This is a genomic window from Nocardia sp. CY41 (assembly GCF_009829325.1).
GTDB lineage: Bacteria > Actinomycetota > Actinomycetes > Mycobacteriales > Mycobacteriaceae > Nocardia.
In genome coordinates this window covers 196,032-216,438 of the sequence record NZ_VUOS01000007.1, presented here as the reverse complement: position 1 = coordinate 216,438, position 20,407 = coordinate 196,032, and the positions used below count along the sequence as shown (strand labels likewise).

Here is a 20,407-nt window from a genome sequence, read left to right as displayed (position 1 = left end):
TCAGGCGTCCAGCATGGATTCGTCCCACTCGCGATCCAGGTCGGGGTCGGCGGCCGAGAGCACCTCGTCCAGGCGCAGTCCCAGCTCGCCGATATTCGGCTCGCTCATCATGTTCAGGTGATCGCCCGGCACGTCGATCACCGTGAACCGGCGGGCGGCGTACCGCTTCCAGCCGTTGTCCGCGCTGTCGAACATACTGCCGACAGTCTTGTGCGCCAGGTCGACGCCCGGCGGCAACCCGTCGGTCGCGCGCAACAACGTGATATCTCGGTCGTACGGCGCGAGCTCGTAGTCCAGCATCGCCGAGTAGTTGGCGTAGAACACCTCGTAGAGCCGCCGGATCGCCTGCGGCGAGCTGTCGGCGGGCAGAATGCCCGACCGCACCGACTCCGCCAGCATCGCCGCGACCAACTCCTCGGAATTGTGCACGTCGGGCTCGAAATCGACCAGGGCGGACCGACTCCCGCGCGCGTACCACAGCAGCTCGAGGAAGAACCACCGGATGAGTTTCTCCTGCGGGATCGGGGTCCGCGTGCGGGCGCGCAGCGCCATCGTGTCCAGCAGCGTCACGCTGGACACCTCCCGTTCGGGCAGCTGCCGAGCCATCTCCAGGGCGACGTAGCCGCCGAACGACCAGCCCGCCAAGTGATACGGGCCGGTCGGATGTACCCGCCGCACCGCCTGCAAGTACGACTCGGCCATCGCCGCGACGGTCTTCTCCGGCGTGCTACCGGGATCTGCGCCCGCCGCCTGCAGCCCGTACACCGGGCGATCCGGATCCAGATACCGCGCGAGAGCCAGGTAGCACAACACGTTCCCGCCGATCGGGTGCACCAGGAACAGCGGCGGCTTGGCGCCGCCCACGCTGATCGGCACCAACGGGTCGAACGTGCGCCGGACGTCGCCCGCCCGCACCAGCGTGGCGAGCCCGGCGGCGGTGGGCGCGCCGATGAACGCGTCCAGCGGCACCTCGACACCCCAGCGGCGCGACAACGCCATCACCACGCGCATCGCGCCGATCGACGTGCCGCCCGCGGCGAAGAAGTCGTCGTCGACGCCGATCGCGCGCAGTCCCGCGTACTCGGCCAGCAATTCGACCGCCGACCGCTCGTACTCGTCGGCGGGCTCGCGTCGCGCCGACACCGAATCCGTCGCGTCCTCCCCGTAGCCGCGCAGCGTCGCGTCGTCACGCTTGCCGCTGGGCGTGCGGGGCAGTTCGTCGAGCCAGACGAACCGGGTCGGCACCATGTGCGCGGGCAGCATCGAACGCAGATCGTGCCGCAGCGCGGCCAGATCGGTCTGCTCGGCCGCGCCGACCAGGAACGCGATCAGCGAGCCGTCGATGCCGCCGAAACCGCGGGCCACGACGGCGGCCTCGGTGATGCCGGGGAACTTCTCGACCAGGCCGAGGATGCACAGTTCCACTTCGGCCGGCTCCACCCGGAACCCGCGGATCTTGACCTGGCTGTCGCTGCGGCCGAGGCAGACGATGTCGCCGGAGAACAACCGGACACCGAGGTCTCCGGTGCGGTAGCGGATGCCGCCCGCGTGCGTGGCGACGAACCGCTGTGCGGTGAGCGCGGGCCTGCCCTCGTAGCCGCGGGCGATGCTGCGGCCGCCGAGGTAGATCTCGCCGATCACGCCGTCCGGCACCGGCCGCAGGGCGCTGTCGAGCAGTTCGACGGTGTCACCGTCGACGGCGCGGCCGATGGGCGGCAGCGCGGGGAACTCGTCGGCCGGACCCGTGAGCGTGAACTTGGTCGCGACGTGGGATTCGGTGGGGCCGTATTGGTTCTCCAGCACCAGGCCCGGCACCACTTTGCACAGCGCGCGGATCTCATCGGTGATGCGCAGCTGTTCGCCGGAGGAGATCAGCACCTTGAGCTCGGTCGGGAACATCCGCCGCCCCACGGCGGCCTCGGCGAACGCCTGCAAGGCCACATACGGCAGGAACAGCCGTTCGATGCCCTCCTCCACCACCGTGTGCAACAACTGCTCGACGTTCGAGCGCAGATCGGCCGAGCTCACCCGCAGCGTTGCACCGGCCGCGAGGGTGGTGAAGATCTCCTGGAACGAAACGTCGAAACTCAACGGCGCCAATTGCAGTGTGCTCAGCAGGCCGGTGCCGGTGACCGCGCGATTCTGCCAGTCCACCAGGGAGGTCAAGCCGCGGTGCGGCATCGCGACGCCCTTGGGTTCCCCGGTTGACCCCGAGGTGAACAACACGTACGCCACCGCGTCGGGCGAGACGTGGTCCGGCAGCACGACCTCGGCGGCGGGCACGGAGTCGTCGAAGAGCACGGCGCTGTCCAGCACCAAGGCGGCGTCGTCGACGATGTCGCGATAAGCGCTGTCGGCGATCACCCGGTGCGGGCGGGCGCGGTCGATCATCAGATTCAGCCTGGCCCGCGGGTAGCTGACGTCCAGCGGGACGCACGCGGCGCCGATCCGGGTCAGGGCGAGTACGAGCAGCACCAGCTGCGGTCGGCGCCCCATCAGGATGCCGACCCGGTCGCCCGGCGACACCCCGAGGCCTACCAGGCGCCGGGCCAGGCGATCGGACCGCTCGATCATCTCGTCGTAGGTGACCGATTCGTCGTCACCGGCCAGGGCGACGCGGGCGGGGTTGAGCGCGGCCGCCTCCGCCACCAGCGTGCCCACGTCGCGCGCGGTAGCGGGACCGACGCCGCGATCGATCGGCCCGTCGGGATCGGCGACGAGACCGGCCAGCATGCGCAGCTGGGTCAGCGCCACGGTCTCGCACTGCTCGGCGGTCAGCGTGTGATCGCCGTCGACCCGCAACCACATCCGGCCGTCGCGCGGGTCGGTGGCCGCGGTCACCAGCAACTGGAAGTTGGTCTCCTCCCGTGCGTCGAAGTCCAGCAGGCGCACCCCGTCCAGCACCAGCATGGGCTGGAAGACGTGATAGTTGACGAAGTTGAACGCCGTCTCGAAGACCGGCCCGCCGTCGGCGAGGATCGACCGCAGCGGGTAGCGGCGGAACGGGTAGGCCTCGCGCTCGCGCCGGGCGAGTTGCTCCACCGCGGCGCGCCAGGTGGTGGCGGTGCTGTCCAACCGGATCGGCAGCGTGTTGAGGAACAATCCCGCCACGCGTTCGGCGCCGGCCCGGTCGGGGCGGCCGTGGCTCACCACGCCGGTGGTGACGTCCGTACGGCCGGTGAGCGCCCGCAGCGCCAGGCAGTGCGCGGCCAGATAGACCGATTTCTCCGGAACCTGGTGGCGCGTGGCGAACGCCGACACCCGTTCGGCCAGCGCGCGCGGCACCAGCGCCCGGGCCTGCGGCACGCCCGCGACCACCGGCTGGTGCACCCCGAGCGCGGTGAGCGCGGTGGGTTCGGCCCCGGCCAGCGCGGTCCGCCAGTACGCGCGGGCCGCGGGGTCGTGCGCCGCGACCTGCTCGGCCTGCGCGTACTCGGCCAGCACGGTGGCCGGATGCGGGGTGGCCTCCACCTGGGTCCGGGTCATGCCGAGGTGGTTGAGGTAGTCCAGCAGCAGTTCCAGCACCGACGTGGCGACGCTCCAGCCGTCCAGGATGGCGTGGTGGAAGCTCAGCACCAGGTCCACCGTGCCGACCGGTTCCTGCGGGCCGGGACGGACGAATGCCCGGATGGCGAACAGCGGGGCCGCCGAGATGTCGTACTGGGCGTGGGTGCGCTCCTGCAGATAGATCTCGATCAGGTCCTCGCCGTCCGCCTCGTCCAGCTCCCCCAGGTCGATGATTTCGACCTCGTAGGGCGGCGCGACGTGCACGATCTGCAGCGGGACCGAATGCCTGCTCAGCTCGAACGACGAGCGCAGCGCAGGCTGCCGCCGTACCAGCCGGTCCACGGCCTGCCGGAACTGCGCCGCGTCCCAGGGAATTTCGAGCCGATAGCGGAACGCGTCCTTATAGGTGACCGAGTCGGTGCGCTCGATGCTGTGATACAGCATGCCCAGTTGCAGAGCCGTCGCCGGGAAGGCGTCCTCGGCTTGGTGCAGCGCGGCCCGGTCGATCAGCGGCACCGTCTGCAGGGGCGCCGCGACGAGCTCGCGGTCCTCGCGCCGGTCGTCGCGCACGACACGGGCCAGCTCGGCGATGGTCGGCGCCTGGTAGAAGGCGTCGACGTCGAAGTAGAGCCCGGCGCGCTCGGCCGCGGTACGCACGGCCAACGCGAGGATGGAATCGCCGCCGTGGGTGAAGAAGTTGTCGTGCACGCCGATCGACTCGACGCCCAACACGGTTTGCCAGACCTGCGCGAGCCCGGCTTCGACAGCGGTGCGCGGCTCGCGGCCGACGACCGGCTCGGCGCCGTGGCCGAGCACGAGATGTTCGGCGAGCGCGCGCCGGTCCAGCTTCCCGTTGCGGGTCAGCGGAATGCGGTCGACCCGGATCAATCGGGAGGGCACCATGTAGCGGGGCAGCCGGGCCGCGAGCTGCTCGGCGATCCGCTCGCCGGAGACGTCCTCTCCGACGAAGTAGCCGACCAGTTGCACGCCGTGTGCCTCCGAGACCTCGTCCACCACGGCCGCCGCGCGCACCCCGGCGCAGCCGAGCATGGCGTTCTGCACCTCGCCGAGGGTGATCCGGTTGCCGCGGATCTTCACCTGGTCGTCGAAGCGGCCCAGGTACTCGAGGTTGCCGTCCGGCAGCCACCGTGCCAGGTCGCCGGTGCGGTACCGGCGGCGTCCCGGCACCCCGCGATCGTCGACGAACGCCGCCGCGGTCAGCTCCGGCCTGCCGCGATAGCCACGGGCCACGCCGACGCCCGCGATGTTCAGCTCCCCCGGCACGCCGACCGGCACCCGGCGTCCGATGTGGTCGAGCACGAGCAGGTCGATGTTGTCGATGGGGCGGCCGATCGGCACCACGTCGAGCGGTTCGTCGGCGGGGCAGTCGAAGTAGGAGACGTCGACGGTGGCCTCGGTCGGGCCGTAGAGGTTCACCAGTTGCGGCGCTGTCGCCCCGGCCGCGGCGAAGACCGCGTGGAACCGGCGCACCAGCGCCGGCGGTAGCGCCTCGCCGCTGCAGATCACCCGGCGCACGCTGCCGATCCGCGCGACCGCCGCCGGATCGGCCGCCAGCTCGTCGACGAACGCCGCCAGCATGGAGGGCACGAAGTGCAGCACCGTCACCCCGTGCGCGGCAATCGCCTCGGCGATGCGGCGCGGATCGCGCTCCCCGCCCGGTTCCAGCAGCGCGACCCGGGCGCCCGTGATCGCCCACCAGAACAGTTCCCACACCGACACGTCGAACGTGACGGGCGTCTTCTGCAGGATGACGTCCGCCTCGTGCAGAGGGTAGCGCCGCTGCATCCAGGTCAGGCGGTTCACCACCGACCGATGCTCGATCATCACGCCCTTGGGCACGCCCGTGGAACCCGAGGTGTAGATGATGTAGCTGAGATCGGCTGGGTGCGAGACATTCTCGATGCCGCGCCCCGGGACGATGTCGGCCGGCGCGATCCTGGTGACGCCCAGCTCGTAGAAGACCGCCCGATGCCGCTCCCCTGCCACGACGAATCGCGCCCCGCAATCGGCGAGCACGGTCTCGATGCGCGCGGCCGGGAAGTCCGGGTCGAGCGGCACGTACGCGCAACCGGCCCGCAATACACCGAAGATCGCGACGAGCATCTCGGTCGAGCGGGTGAGCACCACCGGCACGCATTCGTTGCCGGTCGCGCCGAGCGCGCGCAGCCGGGCGGCGAATCCGTCGGCCAGCGCGGACAATTCGGCGTACCGCAGCGGGTTTTCCCCCGACCCGGCGACCGGTTCGATCGCGATGCGTTCCGGATGCCGGGCGGCCACCTCGGCGACCAGCCGGTCGAGAGTGGTGTACGGGAATTCCTCGCGCGGACCGGATTCGAACGCGGCGATGGCCGCCCGCTCGCGCGCGGGCATCAGCGGCAGCGCCGAGATCGGCTCCTCGGGCCGGTCCAGCGCCGCCACCAGCAGGGCGCCGATGCCGCGCACGACCGACTCCAAGGGGAAGTTCTCGTCGAACACGTCCCGGTCGTAGTAGAGCTGAAGGTTCAGCGAGCCGTCCCGCGCGTGCTCGACGCCGAGAATGTTCAGCGCCTCGAGCACCGTGCCCGGATTGACGATGTCCAGGGTGCCGAGGATCTTGTCGAGGTGATCCGACGGCGGCATCTTGATGTAGGAGTACGCCACATCGAACAGCGGCGGCGCCGTCGGGTCGCTGCTGAGCGCGCGAGCCAGATCACCGTAGGGAAAACGCTCGTAGCGCTTGAGTTCCCGGATCTGCCCGGCCACCTCGGTGGCGACCGCCGACAGCGGTCGGGCCGGGTCGACGCGGATGCGCAGGGGCACCACGTTCGTGCGGTGCCCGGAGGTGCGGAAGGTCTCCGGGCTGTGCCGGTTGAGCATCGGGACCCCGATCACCACCTCCTCGGAGCGGTGGATGGTGGTCAGGTAGGCGGCCAGCGCCGAAACGGTGAACGCGAAGACGGAGAAGCCGGTGGCTCGGATGCGGTCGAGGAACGCGGGCTCCACGACCACGCGCTGCCGTCCCCGATCGACGTCGGGCGTGCTCGCACGGCCGGAGAACAGGGCGGGGACCACGCCTTCGAAGCGGCGCACCAGCGCGTCGCGATCGGCCACCCACTGTGCGGAGGACAGGTACTCCTCGTGCTCGGCGGCGATCTTGCGGTAGGTCGCGGCGCCGCGGTCGGTCTGCTCGGTCACCGGATCCGGCTCGGCGAGTTCCTCGAGCGACAGATCCGTGCGGCTGTAGTTGTCCACCAGGGCGCTCCACAGCGCGTTCACGCCCCAGCCGTCGATCATGGCGTGGTGCATCGCCACGTAGAGATGGAAATGGTCGGGCCCGTCGACCAGCGCGGCGATCCGGAACGGCTGCCGCGGCGGGGACGGCGTCACGTTGGCCCGGTTCACCCAGTCACGGCGGGCCGCGGCGGGATCCGACGCCCAGCTGAGATCGACCAGCTCGACCTCGGGTAGTTCGTCGGAAACCCACTGCCAGAAACGGCCTTCGGAGAACTCGAAACGCAGGCGCAGCGCGTCATCGGCGAGCAGTGCCCGGCGCACCACCGCCCGCAACCGGGCCATGTCGAAAGGCTCGTCCAGGAACGCGCAGTAGGCGTTTCGGGTGACCGGCGCCGGGGCATACCGGTAGGCGACCGACAGCACATCGCGCTGGTACGCGCTGACCGGCCAGGCTTCGGGGGGTCTCTCGGAAGTAGCACTCGGTTCGAATGTCACAGTCACTCCTATCGCGACAGTCGCGGCACCGGCCGTGCGCGGATCTACCCAACCCCACCCTGATCGCTGACACGCAAAGCTGCTACCACACTTATCCAGTTATCGATATCGCGAATCACGGCATCGGCTCTGCCGATGCCGCGACTCTGCTGTTGTATCGCGGTGTATGCGGGCTGGTCAGCAGGCCGACAGCAGCGCGAGCACGCTTTCGTCGGCGAGCCGATCGGCTCGTTCGCGCGAGACCGCGGGCTCGACGTAGCCGATGTTGAGCGACAACTCGTTGTGCGTCGCGTTGGCGGTGGCCATGATGAAGCCGCTGACGGACATGCCGGAGACGAACTGCGCGCCTTCCAGCTGCCAGGCGCCGATCTTGTCCGGGAAGGGGTAGCTGCCCAGGTAGGTCATGCAGAGATGACCCGGGCCGCGGGTGTCCATCAGCTTCACCGTGGACGCGCTGGCGGCCACCGACTTCGGCGCGGCCACCTTCAACAGGTTCAGCGCGGACAAGTGATCACGTCGCTGCATCCGCGCGCCGTATTCGCGCTCGATCTCCGCGGCGATCTCCCACAGCGAGGCCCACGGCGCGTACTTCGCCGGGGTGGCGATCATGCCCTGATAGGTGCCGACCTCGGTGTCACCGGCGGCGCCGTCGAGATGGTCGCGGAAGTTGACCGAGCTGCCGACGGTGTACCAGGTCGCCTTCTCGGTGCCGGCCTCCCTGGCCGCCGCGATCAGCAGCGCGGCCGAAAGCGCGGCCTGCAGACCGACGCCGTGGCGGTCGCATCCCGCGGTGAGCGCCTCGAGCTGGTCGCCGTCGAGGCTGCGGTGCACCACCCGGCTGCGCCGCTGCGCGGGCGGCGCGAGCGTGGTCGGCTCCAGCCTGCGGGGCTTGCGCAGCTGCGACTTCTGGTCGCGCAGGAACGATCCCGCGGTGCGCAGCGCACCGCCCGCACCTCGGAAGCGCGGCGGGAACAGTTCCTCCGGACCGGGCCGCACCGGCGCGGGCGCGAAATCGCCCCCTTCCCCGGCGGCCACCTGGAGCACCTGCTCGGCCACCGACAACGCGCTCTCACCGTCGGCGACGGCGTAGTGCAGCGTGACGATCAGCTCATTGGTGCCGTCGGTCTCCTTGATCAGCACCGCCCTGGCCAGCGGGCCGGTGCGCCAGTCGAACGGTTCGCGCAGCTCCACCTCGTCGGCCTCGGCCAGCCAGTCGGTGCTGTCCTCGGACTCGATCACCCGCAGCGGGATCGGCGCCTGCACCGGCACGAAACGCGGTGCGGTGCCGTCCGGTTCGGCGGCGACGGCGACCCGCAGGAGCGGATGTCGGCGCTGCACCTCGTCCAGGCCCGCGCGGATCTGCTCCGCCTCGACGCGCCCGCGGATCCGCACGCGCGACAGGATGTGCAGCGGCGCGAGCTGATCGGCGATCCAGTGCCAGCGCTCGACCGGCGAGAGCGGACGCGGCAGGCGCGCGGTCGGCCCGTCCGGCGCCGGGAAGGACATCGGCTTGCCGAGTTCCCGCAGGAAGAATTCGGTGGGCGCGTGCCGGAAATAGTTGTCGCGCACCCGCACCAGGCGCGGATCGGTGGTCTGCTCGATCTTGGCCAGCGAGGCCGACCCGTTGACGAACATGGCGGTGCGGTCGGCGCGCAGCTTCTCGTAACGGCGCAGCCCCGCAACGGGATCCAGGGCGTTGCGCAGCGCACCGGCCAGCACGACGGCGTCCTCGATGGCGGCGTTCGCGCCCTGGCCGAGGCTGGGCAGCATCGGGTGCGCCGCGTCGCCGAGCAGCGTCACCCGGCCGCGGCCCCACTGTGCCAGCGGCGGGCGATCCTGCGCGGGCACGGCCAGGATCGCCGATTCGTCGGTCTGCTCGATGCAGGCTCGCACCTCCGGCGCCCATCCGGCGTACAGGCGCAGCAGGTCTTCCTTGCCGCCCTGCCAGTTCGAGGCCTCGTCGGCGGGCAACGTCTTGGTGCCCCACCAGTAGACCCGGCCGTGGCCGATGTCGTGGATGCCGAAACGCATTCCGGTGCCCCAGAAATGGGCCGACAGGCCGCGGGCGACGTTGCGGTGCTCGAACGGGATGCAGGCCAGCCAGCACACGAAATTGCCGGGGCGCGGCTCGGCGCGGCCGTGCAATTGGGCGCGCACCACCGAGTGGATGCCGTCGGCGCCGACGAGCAGGTCACCCTCGGCGACCCGGCCGTCGGCGAACTCGACGCGCACGTGTTCGCCGTCGTCGGTGAAGCGGGTGGCTTGTGCGCCGGTGAAAGTCGGCGTGTCGCCGATCGCGCTGAGCAGCACGTCGTGCAGGTCCGTGCGGTGCAGCGCCACGGCGGGCGCGCCGAGCTGGGCGTCGAGCCGATGCACCGGGAGCACCCGGATCGGGCTGCCGTCGGGGTTGCAGAAGCGGAAGGTTTCGACCCGGCCGCCGCGCTCGAGCAGTTGCTCGTCGAGCCCGAGGCCGAGGGTGCGCAGCGCGTTGATGCCATTGGCCTGCACGGAAAGTCCGAAGCCCTGCGCCCGCAGTTCCGGACCGGCTTCATATAGTTCGACGCCGAAACCCGCATGCCGCAAGGCGGCCGCGGTGGTGAGTCCTCCGATCCCCGCCCCGAGAACGACAACCTTGATCGGACTGCTCATCGAACCTGCACTCTCATCGAACCACTCGACGGCACAGGTGTTTTCTGCCGCGACGCGGCCCACGGGCCACACTGCCCGCGCGAAACCATCCCACGAGCAGCATCGACCGAGGCCACTGCGTCGACCCCGACCAAGCAGGCCCTGGGACGCCTGTGCCTGACCGACGGGAAGCCTACCGCTACTCGGCGCGCAAGGCAGAGTTGAAGTGAGATTCACCGCATCCCGCGATTGTGAAACGCAAATGTGTTGCAATGGGGCATAATTCGCCCTCCGCGCACCGCATTCGCCCTCGATTCCGGTGCGGCGGCGGCCTCAGAGGTAGGACGTATCGTTCACCAACCGCACCGAAGACCCGCCGTCGGGATAGAACTCCGCTATCGATAGCGACGCCAGATCCAGATGCAACCGGTACAACAGCGAGGGGCCGGTATCGAGGGCCAGCCGCAGCAACGTCTTGATCGGGGTCACATGACTGACCACCACCACATTGGCGCCGGAATACCGCTCGACGAGTTCGCGCAGAGCCGAAGCCACCCGCGCGCGGACCTGCTCGAAGCTCTCCCCGCCGGGCGCGGCGACCGTGGGATCACCGATCCAGCGGGCGTGCAGGCCGGGATCGCGTTGCGCGGCCTCGGCGAAGGTCAGGCCCTCCCACGCGCCGAAGTCGGTCTCGATCAACCCGTCGTGAATCTCCACCGGTACCTCGAGCGCGGCGGCAGCCGCCTCGGCGGTCTCCCGGGCCCGGCCGAGCGGCGAGCTGACCACCGCGGCGATACCGCCTTTGGCGGCGAGCATTTTCGCGGCGCGGGCGGCCTGTTCCCGCCCGAGCGGGGTGAGCGGCGGATTGCCGCGACCTGAATAGCGCCGCTGCACCGACAATTCGGTCTGGCCGTGGCGAAGCAGCAGCAATCGGGTGGGACGACCGGTGGCCCGCGTCCAGCCCGGGCCGTGCTGCGCCGGGGCGGCCTGCTCGGCGTGCACGTCCCTGACTTCATCGATCCAGCTCGGCAGCTCGCGCTCGGTGACCGCGAGGGCCGGATCGGCGGCCTCGGCAGTGCGCGCGTCCGCGACCGCCGCACGGTTCTCGGCGACGCCGCTTCCCTCGTCCATGGCCTCGTTCGCCAGCCGGTCGGCGTGCGAGTTCTCCGCGCGCGGAATCCAGCCGTAGCTGACCCGGGTGAATCCGGCGGCGAGCCTGCGGGCCTGGTCGGCGAGCGGAATCAACGCCGCGTGCTTGATCTTCCAGCGCCCGGACATCTGCTCGACGACCAGCTTGGAATCCATCCGCACCACGACCGACTCGGCGCCCAGTTCGGCCGCCGCCGCCAACCCCGCGATCAAACCGCGATACTCGGCGACGTTGTTGGTGGCCACGCCGAGGAACTCCCGGCGCTCGGCGAGCACCCGGGCGTGGTCGGCGTCGTAGACCACGGCTCCGTAACCGGCCGGGCCGGGATTGCCGCGCGAGCCACCGTCGGCTTCGACGATCACCTCGCGCACTGTCATCGCGGGTGCCCGGCAACCGGTCGCGGCGAACTCACAGCCCCGATTCCTTGGTCCGGACCAGGATCGCGCCGCACTCCGGGCAGCGCACGACCACGTCCGGGGCCGTCTTGGCGATGCGCGCGATCTCGCCGCGATCGAGTTCGATGCGGCACGCGCCACAGCGGCGAGCCTGCAACAGCGCGGCGCCCGCACCGTGCTGCTGCCGCTGCCGGTCGTAGATGGCGAGCAGTTCGCCGGGGACCTTCGCCACCACGCCGACGCGATCGGTCTCGCAGCGCGTCTGCGCCACGTCCAGATCCGCGAGCGCCTCGTCGCGCTGCCGCCGGGCGGCGGCGAGTTCGTCCTCGGTCTTGCTCAACCGCGCGCCCGCGTGCTCGTAGTCGGCCGCGGAGGCCTCCCGCCGCTCCATCACCTCGAGCAGCTCGTCCTCCAGCACGGAGCGGCGCCGCTCCAGACTGCCCAGCTCGTGCTGGAGCTCCGAAAGCTGTTTGGCGTTCACTGTTCCCGCGGTGAGCATGGCCTGGTCGCGCTCCTCGCGCTTGCGCACCGCCTCGACCTCGCCCTCCAGCTTGCGGATGTCGCGGTCGAGGTCGTCCAGCACGATCTGCACGGCCACCGCGGCGTCGGAGTGCGCGTTGCGCTCGGCTTCCAGCCGTGCGACCTCCTGCTGCTCGGGCAGCACGGTGCGGCGGTGCGCGATCCGGGTCAGCTCGGCGTCGACGGCGGCGAGCCGCAGCAGCTCGGCCTGGATCGGGGGTTCGACATTCAACGCGGACAAACTCCTGGGCGGGGTGGACGGGACCGAAGGTTCCACCGTACCCCGCCGGATCGGCGAACCGGCGTCAGCCGCCGACGGTGCGAGTCTTGATGGCGTCGCGGGAGATGTAGACGTCGTACTCGCCGGGCACCGCGATCACCGCGTTCCCGTACGCGGAGCGCACGAACGGCTGGGTCCACCAGCGGCCCTCGCGCATGTCGGCGAAGAAGTCGCGGTCGCCGTCGTTGAGGAAGATCTGATTCTGCTGGGTCGCGACCCCGTCGAGGCGCTGGCCGTACAGGCGGCTGATCCGGTAGCCGGAATGGAAGCCGAGGGCGTTGACCCACGGCTCCAATTCCACGATGCCGGCTTGCAGCACCCACATGTCGCCTTCCACCCGATAGGTCCGGCGCTGCTCGGGGTGGTCGTCGTCGCCGTACAGGACGAGGTCGACGTCCATCTGGTGTTCCTGCCCCGCCACCGGCTTGGCCACCACGTGCGCCGCCTTGATCTCGCCGGTCAGTCCGAGGTACGTCTGCAACAAGGTCGCGACCCACAGCAGCACCGCCGCGACCAGCAGCAGCGCGAGCCCGCCCGACCCGCGCGCGAGCAGCGGCCGCATCCCCGCCCGGCGCCAGGCGATCAGACCGGAGACGATCAGCGCCACACCGACGACCAGCAGCAGGATCAGCCCGATCTGCACGAGCCCGAAATCAACCGGGAAGTTCATGCGGTAGTTGTACCCCGCACGAACTACTCGATTCACCCGAACCGCCCAACCTGTCCCGGCCCGGCGCGGACACGCCCCGACACGCCGTGACCAGTCCCTCGGCGTGCCAACGGTTTCGGGCGCTCAGCCGGTGGCGCGCACGGTCCACGGGTCGGTGCGCAACGTGGACACCCTGGTTTCCAGGCCGGGCAGGGCGGTGCGCACAACCGCTTCGGCCTGCGCGCACCAAGGGAATTCGGTGGCCCAGTGCGCGGCGTCGACCAACGCGGGACCGCCCTTGCGCAGGTGCTCGTCGACCGGATGGTGGCGCAGATCGGACGTGACGTAGGCGTCGACGCCCAACGCGGTGGCGCGGCTGAGGTAGGAGTCGCCCGCGCCGCCGCAGACGGCGACGGTGTAGACGGCGCGGTCCGGGTCACCGGCGGCGCGCACACCCCATGCGGTGGACGGAAGAGCGCGTGCCACGCGATCGGTGAAGGCGCGCAACGATTCCGGTTCCGGCAGGGTGCCGACCCTGCCGAGGCCAAGCGACGACGGCAGCTGAGCGCGTTCACCGATGTGATAGACCGGGTCCTCGCCGGGATGCGCGGCACGCAGCGCGGCGAGCACGGCGGAGCGTGCCGACGAGGGGGCGGCGACCTCCACCCGCTCCTCCTCGGCGTACTGGAGTTCGCCCAAGGTCTCCTGCCCGGGCGAGCCTTCGGTCATCGGGCGGAACTGCGCTGTGGCCGGTACTCGCACCGCGCAGTCGCAATGGTTCACTTGCCGGCCCGCGCCCGCGGCGAAGAGCGCGGCGAGCACCGCGTCGGTGTGCGTGCGCGGCACCTGTATCACCCAGCTGTCCACCGCCGACTCGGGTTTCGCGTCCAGCGGGCCGGTCACCGTCAGTCCGAGTGCGGCGGCGAGTGCGTCGGAGACACCTGGGGCGGCGGAGTCGGCGTTGGTGTGCGCGGTGAACAGCGCGCAACCGGAACGGATCAGCCGATGCACCAGCGCGCCTTTCGGCGTGCTCGCCGCGACGGTGTCGACACCGCGCAGCAGCAGCGGGTGGTGCACCACCAGGGCCTGCGCGCGCCAGTCGATCGCCTCCTCGACGACCGCGGCGGTCGCGTCGACGGCGAACAGCACCCGGGTCAGCTCCTCGGCCGGGTCACCGCAGACCAGGCCGACCGAGTCCCACGGCTCGGCCAGCGCGGGCGGGTAGGCCCCGTCGAGCACCCTGATGAGATCCGCGAGCGCGGTCATCGTCCACCTTCCTTTGCTTCGATCCCGAAATCTGCCGACCGGAACGCCGCGACCAGCCGATCGACCTCCTCCGCACCGCGGACCGCGACGCGCAGATGGTCCGGGCCGAGGCCGGGGAAGGTGTCGGCGCGCCGGACCGCGATCCCTTCCACCGCCAAGTGTTTGCGCAGCAGTTCGCCATCCGGCACGCGCAGGAGCAGGAACGGCCCCGCGGCCGGAGTGTGGACGGCGACGCCGAGGCCGGTCAGGCGCTCTATCATCGCGGCGCGGTGCACGGCGAGCGTCCGCGCGCAGCGCTCGGACTCGGCCACGGCCGCCGGACTCGCGGTGGCGGCGATCGCCTCCAGTTGCAGGGTGCCCAGCGCCCAGTGCGGCCGCCCTCGGCCGAGGCGCGCGAGAACATCGGGCGCTCCCAGGAAATAGCCGCAGCGCAGGCCCGCCAGCGCCCAGGTCTTGGTGAGGCTGCGCAACACGAGCAGGTCGGGCGCGGGGTCGGCGGCGAGCGATTCCGGCTCGCCCGCGACCGCGTCGGCGAAGGCTTCGTCGACCACGATGACGCGCCCCGGCCTGCGCAGCGCGCGGATCGTATCGGCCGGGTGCAGCACCGAGGTCGGGTTGGTCGGGTTGCCGAGCACCACCAGGTCGGCTTCGGGGGGCACCGCGGCGGGATCGAGCCGGTACGGCGATTCCAGAACGACCCGGGTGACGGGAACGCCTGCCTCCAGCAACACCAGTTCCGGCTCGGTGAACGACGGGTGCAGCACCGCGGCCGACCGCGGCGCGAGACGGGGCAGCAGCGCGAAACCCTCCGCCGCCCCTGCCAGCAGCAACACCTCGCCGGGAACACGGCCGTGGCGGGCCGCGACCGCCCGGCGCGCGGCCTCGGCGTCCTCGGCGCTCGGATAGCGGCCCAGATCGGACAGCCGTCCGGCCAGGCGCAGGCGCAGCCACTCCGGGGGCGCCGTCCCTTGGACGTTCACCGCGAAATCGAGCATGCCCGGGCGCGCGTCCACGTCGCCGTGGTGACGCAGTTTCGCGCGATCGACGGTGTCCTCGGCCACGAGATCACACCCTACGTGGCGCTGCGGGAGCGGGACCGGCCAGAATGGCAGGCGTGGGCCAGCTGCACGTCTCGTTCGTCTGTACCGGCAACATCTGCCGCTCTCCGATGGCGGAAAAGATCTTCGCGTCGCACCTCTACCGGGCCGGGCTCGCCAACCGGGTGCGGGTGAGCAGCGCGGGCACCGGGTCGTGGCACGTCGGCGACGACGCCGACCCGCGGACCTGCGCGACCCTGCGCAAGTACGGATACCCGACCGGCCACGTCGCCGCGGTGTTCGGGGCCGAGCACAGCGACGCGGATCTGGTGATCGCCTTGGACCGCTCGCACCAGCGCGACCTGGCCCGGCTCGGGATCCCGGCCGAGCGACTGCGGTTGCTGCGCGCTTTCGACCCCGACGCCGACGACCAGGACGTGGCCGACCCCTACTACGGCGACACGGCGGACTTCGAACTCGTGCGCGCGCAGATCGAGGCCGCCGTCCCCGGCCTGCTCGACTGGGTGCGCGCCGAGCTGGCCGCCGCCGAACCGCCCGATCCGCGCCTCGTCTCCGACGAGCGATCCTGATGCGCAGGCTCGCCTTCCTGCTGCGCCCCAGCTGGCTGATCCTGGCGGTGCTGGTCGCCGCGTTCGCCTACCTGTGCTTCACCGTGCTCGCGCCGTGGCAGCTGGGCAAGAACACGGCCACTTCGCACCGCAACCAGTTGATCGCCGACTCGGTGAAAGCCGAGCCCGTCGACGTCACCACCGTGCTCCCCGGAGGCGGCGAGCACACCGAGTGGCGGCGGGTCACCGCCTCCGGCAGCTACCTGCCGGACTCCACGGTGCTGGTGCGGCTGCGCCACCTCGACGGCGCTCCGGGGTACGCGGTGCTCGCGACGTTCCGGTTGGACGACGGCCGCGTTCTCCTCATCGACCGCGGACTGGTATCGGCGGTCGACGGCACCCGCCCGCCGCAGGTCCCCGAGCCGCCCGCGGGACCGCAGCGCATCGAGGCCAGGGTCCGGATGTCCGAGGGCGTCACACCCGGCAAGGATCCGAGCGTTCAGGACGGCTATCGCCAGGTGTACTCCATCGATACCGCCCAGGAATCGACGGTTCTGCAACTGCCCCTCACCGCCGTTCCCACCGGCGGCGAACGCGGCGGCTACCTGCAGCTGAGCGAGAACCAACCGGGCGCGTTCACCCCGACTCCGCTCCCCCAGCTGGACGCGGGCCCCTACCTGTCCTACGGCCTGCAATGGCTGGCCTTCGGCATCATGGCTCCGCTGGGCCTCGGCTACTTCGTCTACGCGGAGATCCGCGAACGGCGGAAGGAGAAAGGCTCCGCCGCCGAGCCGGTACCCGCGCCCTCTCCGACCGAGCGGCCCCGATCCGAGCCGATTCCCTCGACCACTCCGGCCGCGCCCGCCGCACCGACCACGGAAGCCCGCCTGGCCGACCGCTACGGCCGCGGCCGCGGGTGATCGCCGCAATTCGGCACTCGTCGAGCTAGGACCGATCCGGGCCCAGCAGATCCCACCGGTTCCCGGCGATGTCGAGGAAGACCGCCACCCGCCCGTACGGCTCGTCGCGCGGCGCCCGCACGAACTCCACCCCGCGCGCGACCATCCGGTCATACGCCGACTGGAAGTCCTCGACCTGCAGGAAGAAACCGACCCGACCCGCCACCTGCTGCCCGATCACCGCGGCTTGCGCCGCACCGTCGGCCCGCGCGAGCAGGATGCCGGTTTCGGCGCCGGGCGGGCGCACCACCACCCACCGCTTCGCGCGACCGTCGTTCGTGCGCGCCGCCGAGTCCTCGACCAGCTCGAATCCCAGCGAATCGACGAAGAAGTCGATCGCGGAGTCGTACTCCGCCACGACGATGGTCATCAGCCCGATCCGCATCGCGGAAGCCTATCCGGATCAGCACGCGGACTCGCGAGGCCGACGGCACCCGCGCCGGTCCCGGGCCGCCGTACGCGCGATACGCACACCGTCTCGACAGCGGCGACTCCGTCGAACGGCTCAGCGCCGGGTCACGGCGACGGCGGCGGCCAGCAGGGTGGCGGTGATCTGCACGGCTTCGGAAAGGCGGACCGCGCGGCGCAGATCGTGCAGCGTGGGAGCCGGGCCGTCGCCGAGGACCGGGCGCATCTCCACACCGTGCGGGTACTCGGTACGGCCACCCAGCCGGACGCCGAGGGCACCGGCCATCGACGCTTCCACCACCCCCGCGTTGGGGCTGGGATGCCCGGCCGCGTCCCGCCGCCACGCGGTCAGCGCGGCAGCGGGCCCGCCGCCGATCAAGGGGGCGAGGGCGGCGGTGAGCAACCCGGTGACCCGCGCCGGGATCAGATTGGCCGCGTCGTCGACACGGGCGGCCGCCCAGCCGAAACGCCGGTAGCGCTCGTTGCGGTAGCCGATCATCGCGTCCAGCGTGTTGACCGCGCGATACCCGAGCAGCCCCGGGATGCCCGCCACGGCTCCCCACACCACCGGCGCGACGGCCGCGTCGGAGGTGTTCTCGGCGATGGACTCCAATGCCGCGCGAGCGAGCCCGTCCGCGTCCAGCGCCTGCGGATCGCGGCCGCACAGGGAAGGCAGGAGCGCGCGAGCGCCGTCGAGATCGCCACCGGCCAACCGGTCGGCCATCGCGCGACCGGTCCGGGCCAGACTGCGTCCCCCCAACACGGTCCAGGTGGCCGCGGCGGTCGCGGCCACCCCGCCGCGCCGCACCGCCGCTCCGAGACCGACCACCGCGCCGACGGCCAGCGTCTCGTGCAGCAACCCCGCCGCGCGCCGGTCGGCGTAGGTCACCGACTCCAGTGCCGCTACCGCAGAGCCGAATCCGGCCACCGGATGCCACCGGCGCGGATCCCCGAACGCTCGATCGAGCGCGAATCCGAGCAGCAAACCGAGCGCGGTGGAGGTCCCCTTCTGCACTCGGCGACAGTATCGGGCGTGCGTCGAACGGCGCGCACGGCCCGTGTCACACTCTGTGCCCCCGCGTCGTCTTCCCGGTGACGCATCCATAAACTCGCCCGGCGGGGCCCGAACGACGAACGGCGAACCAGCAGTGACTTCCGAACAGCCTTCCCCCGAGTCCCTCGACCAGGCCGAGCTGGCGCGGCGGTTCGAGGAGCACCGCCCGTATCTGCGCAGGCTCGCCTACAGCACGCTGGGCAGTCTCAGCGACGCCGACGACGTCGTGCAGGAGGCGTGGTTGCGATTGCAACGCCAGTACGAGGCGGGCGCCGCGAGCGAGATCGACAACCTGCGCGCCTGGCTGTCCACGGTCACCGGCCGGCTGGCCCTCGACCACCTCGGTTCCGCCCGCGTCCGCCGCGAGCAGTACGTCGGCGAATGGCTGCCGGAGCCGGAGGTGACCAGCTGGGACGACCCGGCCGACCGGATCACGCAGGACGAACGGGTCACCACCGCGCTGCTGGTGGTGCTCGAGTCGCTGTCCCCGGCCGAGCGCACCGCGTTCGTGCTCCAGGACGTCTTCGGCATGAGCGGCCCCGAGGTCGCCGAAGTGGTCGGCCGCACCCCGGCCGCCGTCCGTCAGCTCGCCTCGCGGGCACGCAAGCACGTCGAGCAGGGCACGCCGCGCTTCCCGGCCTCCCCGGACGAGCAGAAGAAAGTGGTGTCCGCATTCTCGGTGGCCTGGCGTTCCGGCGACCTCAGCGCCCTGCTGGGTGTTCTGGACGCGAACGTCAGCCTCACCGCTGACGGCGGCGGCAAGGTGCCCGCGATCCGGCAGCCCGTGCGCGGCGCCGAACTAGTGGCCAAGCTGCTGCTCGGCTGGTACCACTCGCCGTCCGCGGTGGGCGGCTGGGGTCGCGCGGTGCTGGTCAACGGTCAGCCCGGGCTGGTGGTCTTCGACGGCACCCACACCGGCGTGTTCTCCTTCACCGTCGACGACGGACGCATCGTCGCGATCGACGTGGTCCGCAACCCGGACAAGCTGCGCGACCTGCCCACGGACGGGATGCCCGACTGGTTCATGGGCGAGGGCCGCACCGAGCAGGAGTAGTCAGCCCGCGACGCCGAGCGGCCGCGAATACCCGTGCGCGGCCGCCACTTCCGCCGACAGCAGCCGCCCGGCGTCCGCGGTCAGCCCGTGCGCCAGATCGGGATGCGTGGCGCAGGCCTCCTGCCAGCCGAGGTCGGCGATCGCCCGCACGTAGGGCAGGGTCGCGTTGGTGAGCGCGATCGTCGAGGTGTGCGGCACCGCGCCCGGCATGTTGGCCACGCAGTAGAACAGCGAATCCGCCACCCGGTAGGTGGGATTCGCGTGCGTCGTCGGGCGCGCGGAGGCGAAGCAGCCGCCTTGGTCGATGGAGATGTCCACCAGCACCGCACCGGGGCGCATACCGGCGACCAGGTCGTCGGGGACCAGTTCCGGCGCACGCGCGCCGGGGACCAGCACCGCGCCGATGACCAGATCGGCCGACAGCACCGCGCGCCGGATCTCGGCGGCGTTCGACGCGACGGTGGCGATCCGCCCGTCGAAGCGGGCGTCGAGCTCGCGCAACCGGTGCAGGTTGGTGTCCAGCACGCTGACCCGCGCGCCCATGCCCACGGCGACCGCGGCCGCGTTCGACCCCGCGACGCCGCCGCCGAGCACCACGACTTCCGCCGGCCGCACGCCCGGAACCCCGCCGGGCAGCAGTCCCGCGCCGCCGAGTGGGGCCATCAGGTGGTACGCGCCGACCTGGGCGCCGAGCTTGCCCGCGATCTCGCTCATCGGGGCCAGCAGCGGCAGCGACCCGTCGGCAGCGCGGACCATCTCGTAGGCGATGGCGGTGATACCCGAGCGCAGCACCGCATCGGTGCAGTCGCGCGACGCCGCCAAGTGCAGGAAGGTGAACAACACCTGCCCGCGGCGCATCCGCGGGTACTCCGGTGCGATCGGTTCCTTCACCTTCAACACCAGCTCGGCTTCCCGCCACACCTGGTCGGCGTCCGGGACCAGGCGGGCCCCCGCCGCGGCGTAGTCGGCGTCGGGGAATCCCGATCCGACGCCCGCGCCCGCCTGCACCAGCACGTCGTGTCCCTGCCCGGCCAGTTCCCCGGCGCCCGCCGGCGTCAGGGCCACCCGGAACTCCTGCTCCTTGACCTCCTGTGGTACTCCGATCCTCATACCGTCATCGTCGCCCCGGGGCGGGGCCCGCGCCACGACCGACGCGCCGAGCGCGCACCGCGACCACCCGCGCCCCGCGCCGCGGGCGAGTTT

13 protein-coding genes are annotated in these 20,407 nt (G+C 71.4%); 3 read left to right on the top strand and 10 right to left on the bottom strand.

The window, feature by feature from the left end; translation table 11 throughout:
• The 7 genes from GVY64_RS10135 to cobC all read right to left on the bottom strand — a co-directional run bounded on the left by GVY64_RS10135 (position 1) and on the right by cobC (position 15,184).
• On the bottom strand, positions 1–7,236 hold the full coding sequence (locus GVY64_RS10135) for an amino acid adenylation domain-containing protein (protein WP_236566725.1): 7,236 nt from the start codon (positions 7,234–7,236) through the stop codon (positions 1–3).
• 177 nt (positions 7,237–7,413) lie between these two features.
• Complete coding sequence (locus tag GVY64_RS10130; RefSeq protein WP_159840252.1) at positions 7,414–9,885, bottom strand: FAD-dependent monooxygenase; 2,472 nt, start codon at positions 9,883–9,885, stop codon at positions 7,414–7,416.
• 312 nt (positions 9,886–10,197) lie between these two features.
• Complete coding sequence (locus GVY64_RS10125) at positions 10,198–11,391, bottom strand: bifunctional RNase H/acid phosphatase (RefSeq protein ID WP_159840251.1); 1,194 nt, start codon at positions 11,389–11,391, stop codon at positions 10,198–10,200.
• A 31-nt stretch (positions 11,392–11,422) separates the two neighbouring features.
• Positions 11,423–12,160: a zinc ribbon domain-containing protein gene (locus GVY64_RS10120; RefSeq protein WP_159840250.1), complete on the bottom strand. Its 738-nt coding sequence runs from the start codon at positions 12,158–12,160 to the stop codon at positions 11,423–11,425.
• A 73-nt stretch (positions 12,161–12,233) separates the two neighbouring features.
• Complete coding sequence (locus GVY64_RS10115; RefSeq protein WP_159840249.1) at positions 12,234–12,878, bottom strand: hypothetical protein; 645 nt, start codon at positions 12,876–12,878, stop codon at positions 12,234–12,236.
• Positions 12,879–13,001: 123 nt separating this feature from the next.
• Positions 13,002–14,123: a Nif3-like dinuclear metal center hexameric protein gene (locus tag GVY64_RS10110; protein WP_159840248.1), complete on the bottom strand. Its 1,122-nt coding sequence runs from the start codon at positions 14,121–14,123 to the stop codon at positions 13,002–13,004.
• On the bottom strand, positions 14,120–15,184 hold the full coding sequence (gene cobC / locus GVY64_RS10105) for an Rv2231c family pyridoxal phosphate-dependent protein CobC (RefSeq protein WP_159840247.1): 1,065 nt from the start codon (positions 15,182–15,184) through the stop codon (positions 14,120–14,122). Before cobC ends, GVY64_RS10110 begins: the two co-directional genes overlap by 4 nt.
• A gap of 44 nt (positions 15,185–15,228) precedes the next feature.
• Here cobC and GVY64_RS10100 point away from each other — a divergent pair, with 44 nt between their 5' ends.
• Together GVY64_RS10100 and GVY64_RS10095 are read left to right on the top strand one after the other, a co-directional pair.
• Complete coding sequence (locus GVY64_RS10100; RefSeq protein ID WP_159840246.1) at positions 15,229–15,750, top strand: low molecular weight protein-tyrosine-phosphatase; 522 nt, start codon at positions 15,229–15,231, stop codon at positions 15,748–15,750.
• Positions 15,750–16,649, top strand: a complete 900-nt coding sequence (locus GVY64_RS10095; RefSeq protein ID WP_159840245.1) for an SURF1 family cytochrome oxidase biogenesis protein — start codon at positions 15,750–15,752, stop codon at positions 16,647–16,649. The genes GVY64_RS10100 and GVY64_RS10095 overlap by 1 nt, the downstream gene beginning before the upstream one ends.
• Before the next feature lie 25 nt (positions 16,650–16,674).
• Here GVY64_RS10095 and GVY64_RS10090 read toward each other — a convergent pair whose 3' ends face one another.
• Positions 16,675–17,073 (bottom strand): VOC family protein, encoded by a 399-nt coding sequence (locus GVY64_RS10090; RefSeq protein WP_159840244.1) that lies wholly within the window; start codon positions 17,071–17,073, stop codon positions 16,675–16,677.
• A 120-nt stretch (positions 17,074–17,193) separates the two neighbouring features.
• Positions 17,194–18,111 carry a cobalamin biosynthesis protein gene (locus GVY64_RS10085; RefSeq protein WP_236566724.1) on the bottom strand — a complete coding sequence of 306 codons (918 nt, stop codon included), beginning with the start codon at positions 18,109–18,111 and terminating at the stop codon, positions 17,194–17,196.
• A gap of 133 nt (positions 18,112–18,244) precedes the next feature.
• On the opposite strand from GVY64_RS10085, the gene sigJ reads away from it, so the two are divergent.
• The gene (gene sigJ / locus GVY64_RS10080; RefSeq protein WP_159840242.1) at positions 18,245–19,204 is read left to right on the top strand and encodes an RNA polymerase sigma factor SigJ; all 960 of its coding nucleotides are present in this window, start codon (positions 18,245–18,247) and stop codon (positions 19,202–19,204) included.
• Here the strand turns inward: sigJ and ald are convergent, their stop codons facing one another.
• The gene (gene ald / locus GVY64_RS10075; protein ID WP_159840241.1) at positions 19,205–20,314 is read right to left on the bottom strand and encodes an alanine dehydrogenase; all 1,110 of its coding nucleotides are present in this window, start codon (positions 20,312–20,314) and stop codon (positions 19,205–19,207) included.
• Positions 20,315–20,407: the final 93 nt, after the last annotated feature.